13 protein-coding genes and 1 pseudogene are annotated in these 14,861 nt (G+C 65.2%); 3 read left to right on the top strand and 11 right to left on the bottom strand.

Annotation, left to right across the window (positions count from 1 at the left end):
* Positions 1-39: 39 nt before the first annotated feature.
* From hutG to hutC, 7 genes are all read right to left on the bottom strand, one after another.
* A complete protein-coding gene (gene hutG, locus K5H97_RS02305) occupies positions 40-843 on the bottom strand; it encodes an N-formylglutamate deformylase (RefSeq protein ID WP_028688388.1) in 804 nt (267 codons plus the stop codon).
* A 10-nt stretch (positions 844-853) separates the two neighbouring features.
* A complete protein-coding gene (gene hutI, locus K5H97_RS02300) occupies positions 854-2,059 on the bottom strand; it encodes an imidazolonepropionase (protein ID WP_028688389.1) in 1,206 nt (401 codons plus the stop codon).
* An 18-nt stretch (positions 2,060-2,077) separates the two neighbouring features.
* A complete protein-coding gene (locus tag K5H97_RS02295; protein WP_028688390.1) occupies positions 2,078-3,481 on the bottom strand; it encodes an amino acid permease in 1,404 nt (467 codons plus the stop codon).
* A gap of 149 nt (positions 3,482-3,630) precedes the next feature.
* On the bottom strand, positions 3,631-5,163 hold the full coding sequence (hutH, locus tag K5H97_RS02290) for a histidine ammonia-lyase (RefSeq protein WP_028688391.1): 1,533 nt from the start codon (positions 5,161-5,163) through the stop codon (positions 3,631-3,633).
* Between the two features lie 87 nt (positions 5,164-5,250).
* The gene (gene hutU / locus K5H97_RS02285) at positions 5,251-6,924 is read right to left on the bottom strand and encodes a urocanate hydratase (protein ID WP_028688392.1); all 1,674 of its coding nucleotides are present in this window, start codon (positions 6,922-6,924) and stop codon (positions 5,251-5,253) included.
* Positions 6,925-7,079: 155 nt separating this feature from the next.
* On the bottom strand, positions 7,080-7,652 hold the full coding sequence (locus K5H97_RS02280) for a HutD/Ves family protein (protein WP_028688393.1): 573 nt from the start codon (positions 7,650-7,652) through the stop codon (positions 7,080-7,082).
* Positions 7,649-8,359 (bottom strand): histidine utilization repressor, encoded by a 711-nt coding sequence (hutC, locus tag K5H97_RS02275; RefSeq protein WP_172402402.1) that lies wholly within the window; start codon positions 8,357-8,359, stop codon positions 7,649-7,651. Before hutC ends, K5H97_RS02280 begins: the two co-directional genes overlap by 4 nt.
* A gap of 144 nt (positions 8,360-8,503) precedes the next feature.
* On the opposite strand from hutC, the gene K5H97_RS02270 reads away from it, so the two are divergent.
* Positions 8,504-9,868: a formimidoylglutamate deiminase gene (locus K5H97_RS02270; RefSeq protein WP_028688395.1), complete on the top strand. Its 1,365-nt coding sequence runs from the start codon at positions 8,504-8,506 to the stop codon at positions 9,866-9,868.
* Positions 9,869-10,026: 158 nt separating this feature from the next.
* Here K5H97_RS02270 and K5H97_RS02265 read toward each other — a convergent pair whose 3' ends face one another.
* Positions 10,027-10,599, bottom strand: a complete 573-nt coding sequence (locus K5H97_RS02265; protein ID WP_028688396.1) for a lipocalin family protein — start codon at positions 10,597-10,599, stop codon at positions 10,027-10,029.
* On the bottom strand, positions 10,596-10,850 hold the full coding sequence (bamE, locus tag K5H97_RS02260) for an outer membrane protein assembly factor BamE domain-containing protein (RefSeq protein WP_028688397.1): 255 nt from the start codon (positions 10,848-10,850) through the stop codon (positions 10,596-10,598). Before bamE ends, K5H97_RS02265 begins: the two co-directional genes overlap by 4 nt.
* 223 nt (positions 10,851-11,073) lie before the next feature.
* Between bamE and K5H97_RS29920 the strand changes: the two are divergent.
* Together K5H97_RS29920 and K5H97_RS29915 are read left to right on the top strand one after the other, a co-directional pair.
* Positions 11,074-12,111 (top strand): annotated as a pseudogene (locus tag K5H97_RS29920) (cache domain-containing protein); the annotation flags it as partial.
* Positions 12,112-12,135: 24 nt separating this feature from the next.
* A complete protein-coding gene (locus tag K5H97_RS29915; RefSeq protein ID WP_371916451.1) occupies positions 12,136-12,966 on the top strand; it encodes a methyl-accepting chemotaxis protein in 831 nt (276 codons plus the stop codon).
* 122 nt (positions 12,967-13,088) lie between these two features.
* Here K5H97_RS29915 and K5H97_RS02250 read toward each other — a convergent pair whose 3' ends face one another.
* Together K5H97_RS02250 and K5H97_RS02245 are read right to left on the bottom strand one after the other, a co-directional pair.
* A complete protein-coding gene (locus K5H97_RS02250; protein ID WP_028688399.1) occupies positions 13,089-13,685 on the bottom strand; it encodes a DUF924 family protein in 597 nt (198 codons plus the stop codon).
* 3 nt (positions 13,686-13,688) lie between these two features.
* Positions 13,689-14,699, bottom strand: coding sequence for a class 1 fructose-bisphosphatase (locus K5H97_RS02245; RefSeq protein ID WP_028688400.1), 1,011 nt, complete (start codon positions 14,697-14,699; stop codon positions 13,689-13,691).
* Between the last annotated feature and the right edge of the window lie 162 nt (positions 14,700-14,861).

Below are 14,861 nucleotides of genomic sequence, written 5' to 3'. Positions count from 1 at the left end.
ACATGGCCCGCGGCGCGTCGCCAACTCCACAGGAAAACTTCAGCGCCTGTACCGTTCATTGCCCCAATCCAGAAGGGCCTGCAAAAGCTGCGTCAATACCTTCTGCGTCGGTTGGGCCAGGTCTTCGCGGTAGGCAAATGGCTCGGTTTCATTCATGTAGTTGCACTGCGCCAGCTCCAACTGCACGGCATGAATATCGTTACCCGGGTCGCCGTAATGCCGGGTAATGTGCCCGCCCTTGAAACGGCCATTGAGGACATGGCTGTAGCCTTTGGCTTGGGCACATGCAGTCTGCAACCGCTCGGCCAGCTCCGGGTGGCAACTGGCACCATTGAAAGTACCCAGGTTGAAGTCCGGCAACTTGCCATCGAACAGGTGGGGTATATGTGAACGGATCGAGTGAGCATCCCAGAGCAGTGCATAACCGAACTCGGCACGCAGACGGTCCAGCTCGCGACGTATCGTGTCGTGGTAGGGGCGCCAGATCTCTTCCAGGTACGTTGCCCGCTCCTCAACGGAGGGCACCTGGCCTTCCCTGAACAATGGCTTGCCGTCGAACAATGTCGCCGGATACAGGCCGGTGGTGGCGCCGGCGTACAGCGGCTTGTCGTCATCCGGGCGGTTCAGGTCGATGACGAAACGCGAGTATTCGGCCGCCACCACACTGGCGCCCAGGTCACGGGCGAAGTCGTACAGGCGTGGAATGTGCCAGTCGGTGTCTGGCAGGCTGCGTGCCTGGTCAACCAGGCCTTCACGCACGGCTGGCGTCAGACCCAGCCCGGCGTGGGGCATGCTGATCAGCAGGGGCAGGCGGCCCTGGTGGAAACTCAATACCTTGTCCATGTCGCCTCGCTCAATTGGATATCTCATGGCCCAGGCGCACCACACGCTTGGGCAGGTCGCCGCCGAGCCAGTAGCTGAGGTCGGCCGGGCGTTCGATCTGCCAAGCAATGAAGTCTGCCACCTTGCCCACTTCCAGCGAGCCGTGGCTGTCGCCCAGCCCCAGCGCCGTGGCGGCGTGAACGGTGACACCGGCCAGCGCTTCTTCCGGGGTCATGCGGAAACAGGTGCAGCCCATGTTCAGCATCAGGCGCAGCGACAGCCCCGGTGAAGTCCCGGGGTTGAGGTCGCTGGCCAGGGCGATCTTCACGCCGTGCCGGCGCAGGGCGTCCATCGGTGGCAGCTGGGTTTCGCGCAGGAAGTAGAACGCCCCAGGCAACAGCACGGCAACGGTACCGGCCTCGGCCATGGCGATGGCGTCTTCCTCGGTCATGAACTCCAGGTGGTCGGCCGACAGCGCCTGGTAGCGCGCCGCCAGGCTCGAGCCGTGCAGCGAAGACAGCTGCTCGGCGTGCAGCTTGACCGGCAGCCCCAACTCGCGCGCCTTGATGAACAGGCGCTCGACCTGAGCCGGGGAGAACGCCAGGTGCTCGCAGAAAGCGTCCACCGCGTCCACCAGCCCCTCGGCAGCCAGCGCCGGGAGCATCTGCTCGCAGATATGATCGATGTAATCATCTGCCTTGCCCGCGTATTCCGGCGGCAGGGCGTGGGCAGCCAGGCAGGTGCTGCGTACAGTCACCGGCAGCTCCTCGCCCAGGCGCCGGGCGACGCGCAGCATCTTGCGTTCGTTCTCGAGGTCCAGGCCATAGCCGGACTTGATCTCGATCGTGGTCACGCCGTCGCGCATCAGCGCCTGGACCCGCTGGCGGGCACTGGCCAGCAGCTCGTCCTCGCTGGCGGCGCGGGTGGCCCGCACGGTGCTGGCGATACCGCCGCCCTGGGCAGCGATCTCGGCATAGCTCACGCCCTGCAGGCGCTGCTCGAATTCGCCGCTGCGGTTGCCGCCAAATACCGCGTGGGTATGGCAGTCGATCAGCCCGGGGGTGAGCCAGGCGCCGTCCAGGTCGACGACGCGGTCGGCCGCGACCGAAGGCACGTCAGCGCGGGGGCCGATCCACTCGATCAGGCCAGCGCTGGTGACGATCGCCGCGTCCTCGATGACCGCGTAGCGACCATCGGTCATGGTCGCGGCGTGGCAGTGCTGCCAGAGGGTTCTCATCAGGATCTCCTTTTTAATTCAGCGATGCAGCTCGGCAGGCTCCCGGACCTGCTCGCCACCACCGGCGCGCGGCTTGCACCACAGCAGGTAGGACGCCACCAGGAACACCACCCAGATCACGCCGACGATCAACGCCGCCTGGGTGTCAGGGAAGTAGCCGAGCACACCGAAGATGAACACCATGAAGGCAATGGCCAGGGCCGGGCCATAGGGCCAGAACGGTACCGGGAACTTGAGCTGGGCGACCTCCTCGCGGTTCATGCTGCGACGCATGGCAACCTGGGTGACCAGGATCATCAGCCACACCCACACGGTGGCGAAGGTGGCGATCGAGGCGATCAGCAGGAACACGTTTTCCGGGATCAGGTAGTTGAGCAGCACGCCGATCAGCAGCGCCGCGCCCATCACCACCACGGTCATCCACGGTACGCCGTGTTTCGACAGTTTGCCGAAGCCACGCGGCGCCTGGCCGTGCTGGGCCAGGCCATACATCATGCGCCCGGCGCCGAAGATGTCGCTGTTGATTGCCGAGATCGCAGCCGAGATCACCACGATATTGAGCACGGCCGCGGCCGAACCGATCCCAAGGTTGCTGAAGATCTGCACGAACGGGCTGCCCTGGCTGCCGATCTGCGGCCACGGGTACAGGCACATCAGCACGAACAGGGTGAGCACATAGAACAGCAGGATGCGCAGCGGCACGGCGTTGATCGCCTTGGGGATGACCCGCTGAGGATCTTTCGCCTCGCCGGCGGTGACGCCGATGATCTCAATGCCGCCGAAGGCGAACATCACCACCGCGAACGAGGCGATCAGGCCACTGACGCCATTGGGCATGAAGCCGCCATGGTCGAACAGATTGCTCACCCCGACCGCGTGCCCGGTGCCCACCTGGCTGAAGCCAAAGGCCATGATGCCCAGGCCCGCGAGGATCATCGCGACGATGGCGCCGACCTTGAGCAGCGACAGCCAGAACTCCATCTCGCCGAAGACCCGCACGTTGCACAGGTTCAGGCCGCCAATCAGGAAGACGATACCCAGCACCCAGATCCAGCGGGCGACCTCGGGGAACCAGAAGCCCATGTAGATACCGAAGGCGGTGACATCGGCGATGGCGACGATGACCATCTCGAAGGCGTAGGTCCAGCCCAGGATGAAGCCGGCCATCGGGCCGAGGTAGGTGCTGGCGTAGTGGCCGAAAGAGCCGGCCACCGGGTTGTGCACGGCCATCTCGCCGAGGGCGCGCATGACCATGAACACGGCAGCGCCGCCGATCAGGTAGGCCAGCAGCACGGCCGGGCCGGCCATCTGGATGGCCGAGGCCGAACCGTAGAAAAGCCCGGTACCGATTGCCGAACCGAGCGCCATGAAACGGATATGCCGGGCCGACAGCCCGCGCTTGAGACCTTGAGCTTGTTGCATGTCACGTCCTTATTGTTGTTCTGGTCGTGAGAATGAGGGGGCTGCTGCGCAGCCCATCGCCGGCAAGCCGGCTCCCACAGGGTGCATGCGGCACACCTGCGTGGGAGCCGGCTTGCCGGCGAAAGGGCCGCACAGCGGCCCCAGCGGCATTACAGGCTAGGCAGGACCCCAGCCGGCAGCAGGCCGGTCAAGGTACCTTTGGCCAGCAGCTCGGACGCCACTTCGATATCCGGCGCGAAGAAACGGTCACGGTCATAGTGCGGCACGTCCTTGCGCAGCGCCTGGCGCGCTTGTTCGAGCTTGACCGAGGTCTTTAGCCCCTTGCGCAGATCCAAGCCCTGGCAGGCGCCCAGCCATTCGATGGCCAGCACGCCACGGGTGTTCTCGGCCATTTCCCACAAACGCTTGCCGGCGGCCGGGGCCATCGACACGTGGTCTTCCTGGTTGGCCGAAGTCGGCAGGCTGTCGACGCTGTGCGGGTGCGACAGCGCCTTGTTCTCGCTGGCCAGCGCGGCGGCGGTGACCTGGGCGATCATGAAGCCGGAGTTGACCCCGCCGTTTTCCACCAGGAACGGCGGCAGCTGGGACATGTGCTTGTCCATCATCAGCGAGATGCGCCGCTCGCTCAGCGAACCGATCTCGGCAATGGCCAGGGCAATATTGTCGGCGGCCATGGCCACGGGCTCGGCGTGGAAGTTGCCACCGGAGATCACGTCACCTTCGGCGGCGAACACCAGCGGGTTGTCCGATACGGCGTTGGCTTCGATGCCCAAGACTTCGGCGGCCTGGCGGATCTGGGTCAGGCAGGCGCCCATGACCTGTGGTTGGCAGCGCAGGGAGTACGGGTCCTGGACCTTGTCGCAGTTCTTGTGCGACAGCGACACTTCACTGGAGTCGCCCAGCAGATCGCGGAAGCAGGCGGCGGTGTCGATCTGGCCACGTTGGCCACGCACGGCATGGATGCGCGCATCGAACGGCGAACGCGAGCCCAGTGCCGCTTCCACGGTCAGGCCGCCACAGGCGATGGCCGCGGCGTACAGGTCTTCGGCCTGGAACAGGCCGCGCAAGGCGTAGGCGGTGGACGCCTGGGTGCCGTTGAGCAGGGCCAGGCCTTCTTTGGCGGCCAGGGTCAGCGGCTCGAGGCCAGCGACGGCCAGGGCTTCGGTGGCAGGCAGCCACTGACCTTTGTAGCGCGCCTTGCCTTCGCCCAGCAGCACCAGCGACATGTGTGCCAGCGGCGCCAGGTCGCCGGAAGCGCCGACCGAGCCCTTGAGCGGAATGTGCGGATAGACTTCGGCGTTGACCAGGCCGATCAGCGCGTCGATCACCTTGCGGCGGATACCGGAGAAACCTCGGCTCAGGCTGTTGATCTTCAGCACCATGATCAGGCGCACCAGGTCGTCGTCCAACGGCGCGCCGATACCGGCGGCGTGGGACAGCACCAGCGAACGCTGCAGGTTCTCCAGGTCATGGCTGGCGATGCGGGTCGAGGCCAGCAGGCCAAAACCGGTGTTGATGCCGTAGGCGGTGCGGTCTTCGGCGATGATCTGCTCGACGCAGGCGACACTGGCGTCGATGGCCGGCGCGGCGCTGGCGTCCAGCTGCAGGCGCACGGGGGCGGCGTGGATGGCGCGCAGTTGGGCCAGGGTCAGGGTGCCGGGCTTGAGGGTCAATTCGGTCACTTCGCTACTCCAATCGCTTGGGGCCACGCGGGGCCCCTTCTTGTTGTTCAGTATCACCCGTGAAGGGTGCGATCCAAAGCGCGGCGATCAGCCGGTGATCATCGGCAGGTCCAGGCCCTGCTCCTTGGCGCAGTCGATGGCGATCTGGTAGCCGGCATCGGCGTGGCGCATCACACCAGTCCCCGGGTCGTTGGTCAGTACACGGGCGATACGCTCGGCGGCTTCATCGGTACCGTCGCAGACGATGACCATGCCCGAGTGCTGGGAGAAGCCCATGCCCACGCCACCGCCGTGGTGCAGCGAAACCCAAGTGGCGCCGCCCGCGGTGTTGAGCAGGGCGTTGAGCAGCGGCCAGTCGGAGACCGCGTCGGAGCCGTCGCGCATGGCTTCGGTCTCGCGGTTGGGGCTGGACACCGAGCCCGAGTCCAGGTGGTCACGGCCGATGACGACTGGCGCCGACAGCTCGCCGCTGCGCACCATTTCGTTGAACGCCAGGCCAAGCTTGGCGCGCAGGCCCAGGCCGACCCAGCAGATACGTGCCGGCAGGCCCTGGAAGCTGATGCGCTCGCGGGCCATGTCCAGCCAGCGGTGCAGGTGGGCGTCGTCCGGGATCAGTTCCTTGACCTTGGCGTCGGTCTTGTAGATGTCCTCGGCGTCGCCGGACAGCGCGGCCCAGCGGAACGGGCCGACGCCGCGGCAGAACAGTGGGCGGATGTAGGCCGGGACGAAGCCCGGGAAATCGAAGGCGTTGGCCACGCCCTCTTCCTTGGCCATCTGACGGATATTGTTGCCGTAGTCGAAGGTCGGGATGCCTTGCTTCTGGAAGTCGAGCATGGCCTTGACGTGCACGGCCATCGATTGCTTGGCGGCCTTGACCACCGCAGCCGGGTCGGTCTGCGCGCGGTCGCGGTATTGCTCCCAGGTCCAGCCGGCCGGCAGGTAGCCGTTGAGCGGGTCATGGGCGCTGGTCTGGTCGGTGACCATGTCCGGGCGCACGCCACGCTTGACCAGCTCCGGCAGGATTTCGGCGGCGTTGCCGTGCAGGGCGATGGAGATGGCCTTGCCTTCGGCGGTGTACTTGGCGATGCGCGCCAGGGCGTCATCGAGGTCCTTGGCTTGCTCATCGACGTAGCGGGTTTCCAGGCGGAAATCGATGCGGCTCTGCTGGCACTCGATGTTCAGCGAGCAGGCACCGGCCAGGGTGGCGGCCAGTGGCTGGGCACCGCCCATGCCACCGAGGCCGGCGGTCAGTACCCACTTGCCTTTCAGGCTGCCGTTGTAGTGCTGGCGGCCGGCTTCGACGAAGGTTTCGTAGGTACCCTGGACGATGCCCTGGCTGCCGATGTAGATCCAGCTGCCGGCGGTCATCTGGCCGTACATGGCCAGGCCCTTGGCATCCAGCTCGTTGAAGTGTTCCCAGTTGGCCCAGTGCGGCACCAGGTTGGAGTTGGCGATCAGCACGCGTGGGGCGTTGCTGTGGGTCTTGAACACGCCGACCGGCTTGCCCGACTGCACCAGCAGGGTTTCGTCGTCTTCCAGACGGGTCAGGGTCTCGACGATCTTGTCGTAGCACTCCCAGTTGCGCGCGGCGCGGCCGATGCCGCCGTACACCACCAGCTCTTTCGGGTTTTCGGCGACCTGCGGGTCGAGGTTGTTCATCAGCATGCGCAGCGGGGCTTCGGTCAGCCAGCTCTTGGCGGTCAGCTTGTTGCCACGCGGGGCACGGATTTCTACGTCACGGTATTTGTTGTTGTCAGTCACGGGAGAGGTCCTCTGCGGTCGTCCGCGGGCGGGTATGTCGTGCTCAATATACAAACACACCTTTACTTGTATGTACAAGCATGGACAACCAAAAAAATCAGACCTATCCGCTGAGCGGCTGAAATAACTGGGGCCGCTTTGCGGCCCCAGTTATTTCAACGCGAAGTGAGTTCGATCAGGCAGAATCGCCCCTGCATATCCATTTCCAGCAACCCCTCGTTGCCATCGATCCGCAGGCAGTCATACCGCCCAAGCTGCTGCGTCTCTTCCCCAGCCAACCTCACCTCGACATGAGTGCCGGCGGCAAACAGCAACAGCGTCGACGCCGAACTGAACACGCGGTTGCCACCATCGAACCACTGCAACCGAGCCCGATACCGCTGCGGCGCGTAGATCAGATTGAAATCTCGAATCGCCCCGCCCAGCAGCTTGCAACTGACCTGGCTCTCGCCACTGAAGGCAAACGCATCGAACGGCAGCAGCGGCCGGCTGGCCTGGCCATCGACCAGCAACCGCATGCCGTCGCCTTGCAACACGGTGATGATCCGCTGGTACCCGGCAAAGCTGGAAAAGCCACCGGACTCCTCGATATCGGCAATCGACAAGCGCCAGCCAAAACCGTCCAGGCTGTCGCCGGCATCGCGGGTGATCTCTTCGGTGAAGCCACCACCGTTCTTCCAGGGCATGCGCGGATAATCCCGGGCGCGCAACAACTGCAACTGAGTCATTTGCTGAATCGTCCTTCAAGGCGATGGCGGGAACCGGGGTGGATCAGGCGCGCGGCGGTCACCGGCTGGCGCCCCGACCAGGTGCGGCGGCGGATCAGCAGGCAAGGTTCGCCCCGCTCGATCTGCAACAGCGTGCATTCTTCAGGCTCGGCGAGGATGGCCTCGACCACGTGCTCGCCTTCGGTAAGCGGCGCGACCTGCGATAGATAGGCGTAAGGCGTCTGCAGGGTGAAATCCTGCTTGAGGTAATCCGGAGCGATGGCCGCGTTGACGTAGCGGTCCTCGATCTGCACCGGCACGCCGTTCTCGTAATGCACGATCAGCGAATGGAACACCCGCTGGCCTTCGCGCATGTCCAGGGCCAGGGCGCGCTCGGAACCGGCGGCCTCCTCGGCCAGGGTAATCACCTGGCAGCTATGCTGGTGGCCACGGCCGGCGATCTCGTCGGCGATGTTGTTGACCTCGAACAGTGCCGAGCGGCTCTTGGGCTCGGCGACGAAAGTGCCGACGCCCTGCATGCGCACCAGCAGGCCTTCGGCGGTCAGTTCGCGCAGGGCGCGGTTGATGGTCATGCGGCTGAAGCCCAGCTCGCTGACCAGTTCGCTCTCGGAAGGCACCCGGTGATGAGGCGGCCAGCTGCCGCTCTCGATCTGCTGGATGATCATCTGTTTCACCCGGGCGTAGAGCGGCGCCGGCCCTTCGCCCATCTGGGCAACCAGCGCGGAGACAGGAGGTGTCGGCACGGCGTTGAATCCTTGTGCGGTTGGAGTGAACGGTAGCTTGCCGGAGTTTACCCGGCAGGCAAACGGCTGTATATGTATATACAAGTTAACAATAACAGGATTTCACCGATGTCCGCCTACTTCGCCGAACGCGCCCTGCTGCCCTCGGGCTGGGCCCGCAATGTCCGCCTGGAGGTCGCCGCCGACGGCCGACTGGCCTCGATCGAGGCCGATGCCAGCGCCGATGGCGCCGAGCGCCTGGCCGGGCCGTTGCTGCCGGGCATGCCCAACCTGCACTCGCACGCGTTCCAGCGGGCCATGGCAGGGCTGGCGGAAGTGGCCGGCAATCCCAACGACAGCTTCTGGACCTGGCGCGAGCTGATGTACCGCCTGGTCGGCCGGATCACCCCGGAGCAGTTGCAGGTGATCGCCCGCCAGCTGTACATCGAGATGCTCAAGGCCGGCTACACCTCGGTGGCCGAGTTCCATTACGTGCACCATGACCAGAATGGCCAGGCCTATGCCGACCCTGCCGAGCTGTCGCGCCGCATCAGCGCCGCCGCCAGCGCCAGCGGTATCGGCCTGACCTTGCTACCAGTGCTGTACAGCCATTCCGGCTTCGGTGGCCAGGCGCCCAACGACGGTCAGCGACGTTTCATCAATTCCACCGAGCAGTACCTGCGCCTGCAGCAGCAGCTTGCACCCTTGCTGGCGCAACAACCGGCGCAAGCACTGGGGCTGTGCTTCCATTCCCTGCGCGCGGTGACGCCGGGCCAGATCGCCGATGTGCTGGGCGCCAGCAATGCGGCCTGCCCTATTCATATCCACATTGCCGAGCAGCAGAAGGAAGTCGATGACTGCCTGGCCTGGAGTGGCCGCCGTCCGCTGCAGTGGCTATACGAGCATGTCGAGGTGGATCAGCGCTGGTGCCTGGTACACGCCACCCACGCCGAAGCCGACGAAGTCGCCGCCATGGCCCGCAGCGGCGCGGTGGCCGGGCTCTGCTTGACCACCGAGGCGAACCTGGGCGATGGAATCTTCCCGGCGGTGGACTACCTGGCCCAGGGCGGACGCATGGGCATCGGCTCGGACAGCCATGTGTCGCTCAGCGTGGCCGAGGAGTTGCGCTGGTTGGAGTATGGCCAGCGCCTGCGCGACCAGCGCCGCAACCGGCTGTATCGCGCCGACCAGCCAATGGTGGGCCGCACGCTCTACGATGCCGCGCTGATGGGCGGTGCCCAGGCGCTGGGGCAGCCGATCGGCGAACTCGCCGTGGGCAAGCGCGCGGACTGGCTGGTGCTCGATGGGCAGGATCCATACCTGGCCGTGGCCGAAGGCGATGCGATCCTGAACCGCTGGCTGTTCGCCGGCGGCGACCGCCAGGTGCGCGATGTGATGGTCAACGGGCAGTGGGTGGTGCGCCAGGGGCGTCATGGGCAGGACGAGGAAAGCGCGGTGGCGTTTGCGGCAGTCCTGCGCCAGCTTCTAGCCTGAACGCCGGCTCTGAGCGGCCTTGCCGAGGCGTCGGACCGGTCGGAAAGGGCCGCATAGCGGCCCCGGCGATATGTGCATTGACACTGAAATCCTGGGGGCATTTCGCACCCCTATCGCGACACAAGGCCGCTCCTGCAGGGACCGCGTCAGTCTGCTGCTCAATGCCGGACGACAATCTGCTTGTCAGGCGTGCGCCAGATCAACCGATTGGTGTCATACCCCTGCTGCCTCGCATTGGCCAACAGGTTCTCGCGCTCCCAGGCCGGCAGCGAAGGCGTACGTGAAAGAATCCACAGGTACTTGCGATCCGGGCTGCCGACAATCGCCGTGCGATAGCGTTCGTCTACGAACAGAATCCAGTAATCACCCTTGGCCACGCCGGGCACCAGCCGGGTGAACCAATTGTCGAACTCCACCCACAGCTTGTCGGTGTGCCCGGCCTCCTGCGACGTGGCATGGCCTTCGGCGCGCAGCCACTCATCGCCCAGGGTGCGGCAGCGGTTGAGCACGCCGACCGTGCCGTCGGGCTTGAGGTTGTAGTGGGCTTCGGATTGGGCGCAGCCATCTTGGTACTTCATCGGCAGACGCGCCAGTTCGAACCATTTGCCCTGGTAACGCTTGAGGTCGACCGCACCTGCGGTCTTCGGCGCCAGCGGGTCGGTGGCCGAGGTGGCGCAGCCACCGAGCAGCATCACCAGGCACACGCCCAGCAGCAGGTGCAGACGCCTCATTTGAGGCCCTGCCCGGAATACATCAGGACCTTGTCCGCCGCGTACTGCACGCTGATGAAGCTCTTCTCGTCACCCCAGGTGCAACTGCTCATGCCCAGCGCGCCGGAGCACTCCTTGGGCGAACCGAGCAGTTGCTCGACCTCAGCCTTGTTCATGCCGGCCTTGAGCTTGGAATAGTTTTCCTGGTTGATCTTGCTGCAGGCGGTCAGGACGACGCACAAGGACAACAGGGCGAGGGAACGCAACGACATGAAGGGACACTCCTGGAGGTGGATACGCAGGTACGAGGGCCTGCAGGGAGCTTAGAAGGGAAAAAGGCTCCGTGGTTCCCTGGCAGGCCAGGTTTCGTTGTGCGCCGTTGGTCGCCTGGCGCGCAAACGATTAATGTTTTATTCCTGCGCGTCGACATAGAGCGGTGGTGTGGCCTTTTGCCGCACCCCTCCCCTTCGTGCCCGTGCGCAGATTCCAAGAAAAATGACCAAGAACCTCAAGTTCAGCCACAAGATCCTGCTGGCCGCCGCCCTCGTGGTGGCCGTCGCCTTTACCTGTTTCGTTCTGTTCAACGACTACCGGCAGCGCCAGTCGCTACGCAGCGACACCGAATCGACGTTGCAGTCACTGGGCAACCTGACCGCGGGCAACATCCGAACCTGGCTCGACAGCCGCATCCAGCTGGTGAACTCGGTGGCCCAGCAGATCGCCGTCGACGGCCCGGCCAAGGGCAGCCTTGAGCGCATCCTGGCGCTGCCGGTGTACAGCGCCAACTTCATCCTCACCTACTTCGGCGGCCAGGACGGCAGCATGCAGTCGGTGCCGGTGGGCAACCGCGCCGCCGACTACGACCCGCGCGTGCGCGGCTGGTACAAGGCGGCCAGCGCGGCGGGCCAGACCATCGTCACCGAGCCGTACATCTCGGTCTCGGCCGGCAAGCTGGTGATCACCCTGGCCACCCCGGTGCAACAGGGCGGGCGCATGATTGGTGTGAGCGGTGTCGACACCGACTTGCAGACCATCAGCAACCTGATCAACACCCTGGACTTCGGCGGTCGCGGCCATGCCTTCATCGTCAACGGCGAGGGCAAGGTGCTCATCCATCCCAAGGGCGAGCTGGCGCTCAAGACCCTGGCCGATGTCTACCCCGGCAACGACCTGCGCATCGGCAGCGGCCTGAAAGAGGTCGAGGTCGAAGGCCGCCGGCAGTTCATCAGCTTCACCCATGTCGACGGCGTGCCGTCGGCGGACTGGTACGTGGCACTGGTGCTGGACCAGGACGCGGCCTTCGCCATGCTCGGCGAGCTGCGCACCTCGGCGCTGGTGGCGACGCTGATCGCGGTGGTGGTGATCATCGCCCTGCTCGGCCTGCTCATCCGCGTGCTGATGGAGCCGCTGCACGTCATGGGCCGCGCCATGCGCGATATCGCAGAGGGCGAGGGCGACCTGACCCGACGCCTGAACATCCACGCCCAGGACGAGTTCGGCAGCCTGGCGCAGTCGTTCAACCGCTTCGTCGAACGGATCCATGAGTCGATCCGCGAAGTGGCCTCGGCCACCGGCCAGGTGAATGCCGTGGCCAGCCAGGTGGTCAACGCCTCCAACGCCTCGATCCACAACGCCGACCAGCAGTCGAGCCGCACCAGCAGCGTGGCCGCGGCGATCAACCAGCTGGGTGCCGCCGCCCAGGAAATCGCCCAGAACGCCGCCCTCGCCTCGCAGCACTCCAGCGCCGCCCGTGGCCTGGCCGAGGAAGGCCAGCAGGTGGTCGGCGAGACCATCAACGTGATGAACCAACTGTCGGCGCGCATCAGCGACGCCAGCGGCAATATCGAGACGCTGAACAACCATACGGCGAACATCGGCCAGATCCTCGATGTGATCAGTGGCATCTCGCAGCAGACCAACCTGCTGGCGCTCAACGCCGCTATCGAGGCCGCCCGCGCCGGCGAGGCCGGGCGCGGCTTCGCGGTGGTGGCGGACGAGGTGCGTAACCTGGCCCACCGCACCCAGGACTCGGCGCAACAGGTGCAGCGCCTGATCGAAGAGCTGCAGGCCGGCGCCCAGGTGGCCGTGAGCACCATGAACCAGAGCCAGCAGCACAGCGACCGCAGCGTGGGCATCGCCAACCAGGCCGGCGAACGCCTTGGCAGCGTCACCCAGCGCATCGGCGAGATCGACGGCATGAACCAGTCGGTGGCCACCGCCACCGAAGAGCAGACGGCCGTGGTCGAGTCGATCAATGTCGACATCACCGAGATCAATACGCTGAACCAGGAAGGGGTGCAGAACCTGCAGAGCACCTTGCGTGCCTGCACCGACCTGGAACATCAGGTCGAGCGGTTGAAGCATCTGGTGGGGAGTTTCAGGATCTGATTCGAAGGCCCTGGGGGCCGCTTTGCGGCCCATCGCGACACAAGGCCGCTTCTACAGGGGGATGCGATTCCCTGTAGGAGCGGCCTCGTGTCGCGAAAGGCCTGCGCAGCAGGCCCGGCTATTCAGAAGCGGGAACCCGGCTCCAGCAAGAAGTCCATCTCCTCGCTGGTGCTCGGGCGGTTCAGCACCAGGTTGCGGTGCGGGAAGCGCCCGAAGCGGGCGATCACCCGCTGATGCTGCTCGGCATAGTCGAGGAAGCCTTCGAACAACCGGCGGTTGGCCTCGGGCTGCTCGTCCAGCAAGGTCTGGTAACGCTCGACGCACAGGTTCTGCCAGTCCAGCACCTCGGCATGCTCCAGCACAAGCAGCACGAACACCCGCTGGATCGGCAGCAGCTGATAGTCCCAGTCCTTCTGCAGACCCTGCATGGCCACCACCTGGGCACGCCGGTCGCCCTCGAAGGCACGCGGCGTGTCGCGATAGATCATGCGCGGCAGCTGATCCAGCAGCAGCAGCAGACCGAGCCAGCCCTGGGGGCTCTGCTGCCACTCGTCGAGCCCGCCCGCCAGGGCTTGCTCGACCAGCTCGCCGAACAGCGCCTGGGCATCGGCGTCGTGATGCTTGCCGAACCACAGCGTGTTCTTCTCGTCAGCCACGGCCTGGGCACTCGTGCCCCAACCGAACCACCACTCTAGCAACGGCTGCCAAGGTGCGAGCATGACTTACTCCTTGTGGTAAGCGGTGACGCGCTCGACCTCTTCCTTCGAGCCGAGGATCACCGACACGCGCTGGTGCAGGCTCTGCGGCTTGATGTCGAGGATGCGCTCGTAACCGTTGGTGGACGCGCCACCGGCCTGTTCGATGATGAACGACATCGGGTTGGCCTCGTACATCAGGCGCAGCTTGCCCGGCTTGCTCGGCTCGCGGGCGTCGCGCGGGTACATGAACAGGCCGCCACGGGTCAGGATACGGTGCACGTCAGCCACCATCGAGGCGATCCAGCGCATGTTGTAGTTCTTCTTCAGCGGACCGGTCTCGCCGGCCAGCAGCTCGCCCACGTAGCGCTGCACCGGGGCCTCCCAGTGACGCTGGTTGGACATGTTGATGGCGAACTCGGCGGTGGTTTCCGGAACGCGGATGTTCTCGTGGGTCAGGACGAAGCTGCCCAGTTCACGGTCCAGGGTGAAGCCCTTGACGCCGTTGCCCAGGGTCAGGATCAGCATGGTCTGCGGGCCGTAGATGGCGTAACCGGCGGCAACCTGCTCGGTGCCTGGCTGCAGGAAGGCATTCTCGTTCAGGCTTTCGTTCTGGCTCAGGTACTGGTTAGGGCAACGCAGTACCGAGAAGATGGTGCCGACCGAAACGTTGACGTCGATGTTCGACGAGCCGTCCAGCGGGTCGAAGACCAGCAGGTAGGCGCCTTTCGGGTATTTGCCCGGGATCTGGTAGGCGTTGTCCATCTCTTCGGACGCCATGCCGGCCAGGTGGCCGCCCCACTCGTTGGCCTCGAGCAGGATGTCGTTGGAGATCACGTCGAGCTTCTTCTGCACTTCGCCCTGGACGTTTTCGGTGCCCATGCTGCCCAGCACGCCGCCCAGGGCGCCCTTGGACACGTGGTGACTGATCTCCTTGCACGCACGCGCCACCACCTCGATCAGGAAGCGCAGATCGGCAGGGGTATTGTTGCTGCGGGTCTGCTCAATCAGATAGCGACTCAGGGTAACGCGGGACATGTATGGCTCCGAAAGGAATAGGGGGAGAAAACCCCCGCAGTTTACAGGGAGAGTGGCGGGCTAGCGAGCAAAGAGACTCGTCGGGCGGGGTTGAGTTCAGCAAGCTGCCGGCCGGTGGTCGGTTTAAGCCATCGCGGCGGCCCGACTTGCCCCGCGATGGAC

Origin of the sequence: Pseudomonas mosselii, assembly GCF_019823065.1 — a bacterium.
Taxonomy (GTDB): domain Bacteria; phylum Pseudomonadota; class Gammaproteobacteria; order Pseudomonadales; family Pseudomonadaceae; genus Aquipseudomonas; species Aquipseudomonas mosselii.
This window is presented reverse-complemented; position numbering and strand designations above follow the sequence as displayed.

Excerpts from the sequence above, each read along its gene's own strand:
- K5H97_RS02245 (WP_028688400.1), bottom strand. The coding sequence starts at position 14,699 with ATGTCCCGCGTTACCCTGAGTCGCTATCTGATTGAGCAGACCCGCAGC.
- K5H97_RS02270 (WP_028688395.1), top strand. The coding sequence starts at position 8,504 with ATGTCCGCCTACTTCGCCGAACGCGCCCTGCTGCCCTCGGGCTGGGCC.
- K5H97_RS02250 (WP_028688399.1), bottom strand. The coding sequence starts at position 13,685 with ATGCTCGCACCTTGGCAGCCGTTGCTAGAGTGGTGGTTCGGTTGGGGC.
- K5H97_RS02265 (WP_028688396.1), bottom strand. The coding sequence starts at position 10,599 with ATGAGGCGTCTGCACCTGCTGCTGGGCGTGTGCCTGGTGATGCTGCTC.
- hutG (WP_028688388.1), bottom strand. The coding sequence starts at position 843 with ATGGACAAGGTATTGAGTTTCCACCAGGGCCGCCTGCCCCTGCTGATC.
- hutC (WP_172402402.1), bottom strand. The coding sequence starts at position 8,359 with ATGGGCGAAGGGCCGGCGCCGCTCTACGCCCGGGTGAAACAGATGATC.
- hutI (WP_028688389.1), bottom strand. The coding sequence starts at position 2,059 with ATGAGAACCCTCTGGCAGCACTGCCACGCCGCGACCATGACCGATGGT.
- bamE (WP_028688397.1), bottom strand. The coding sequence starts at position 10,850 with ATGTCGTTGCGTTCCCTCGCCCTGTTGTCCTTGTGCGTCGTCCTGACC.
- K5H97_RS02295 (WP_028688390.1), bottom strand. The coding sequence starts at position 3,481 with ATGCAACAAGCTCAAGGTCTCAAGCGCGGGCTGTCGGCCCGGCATATC.
- K5H97_RS02280 (WP_028688393.1), bottom strand. The coding sequence starts at position 7,652 with ATGACTCAGTTGCAGTTGTTGCGCGCCCGGGATTATCCGCGCATGCCC.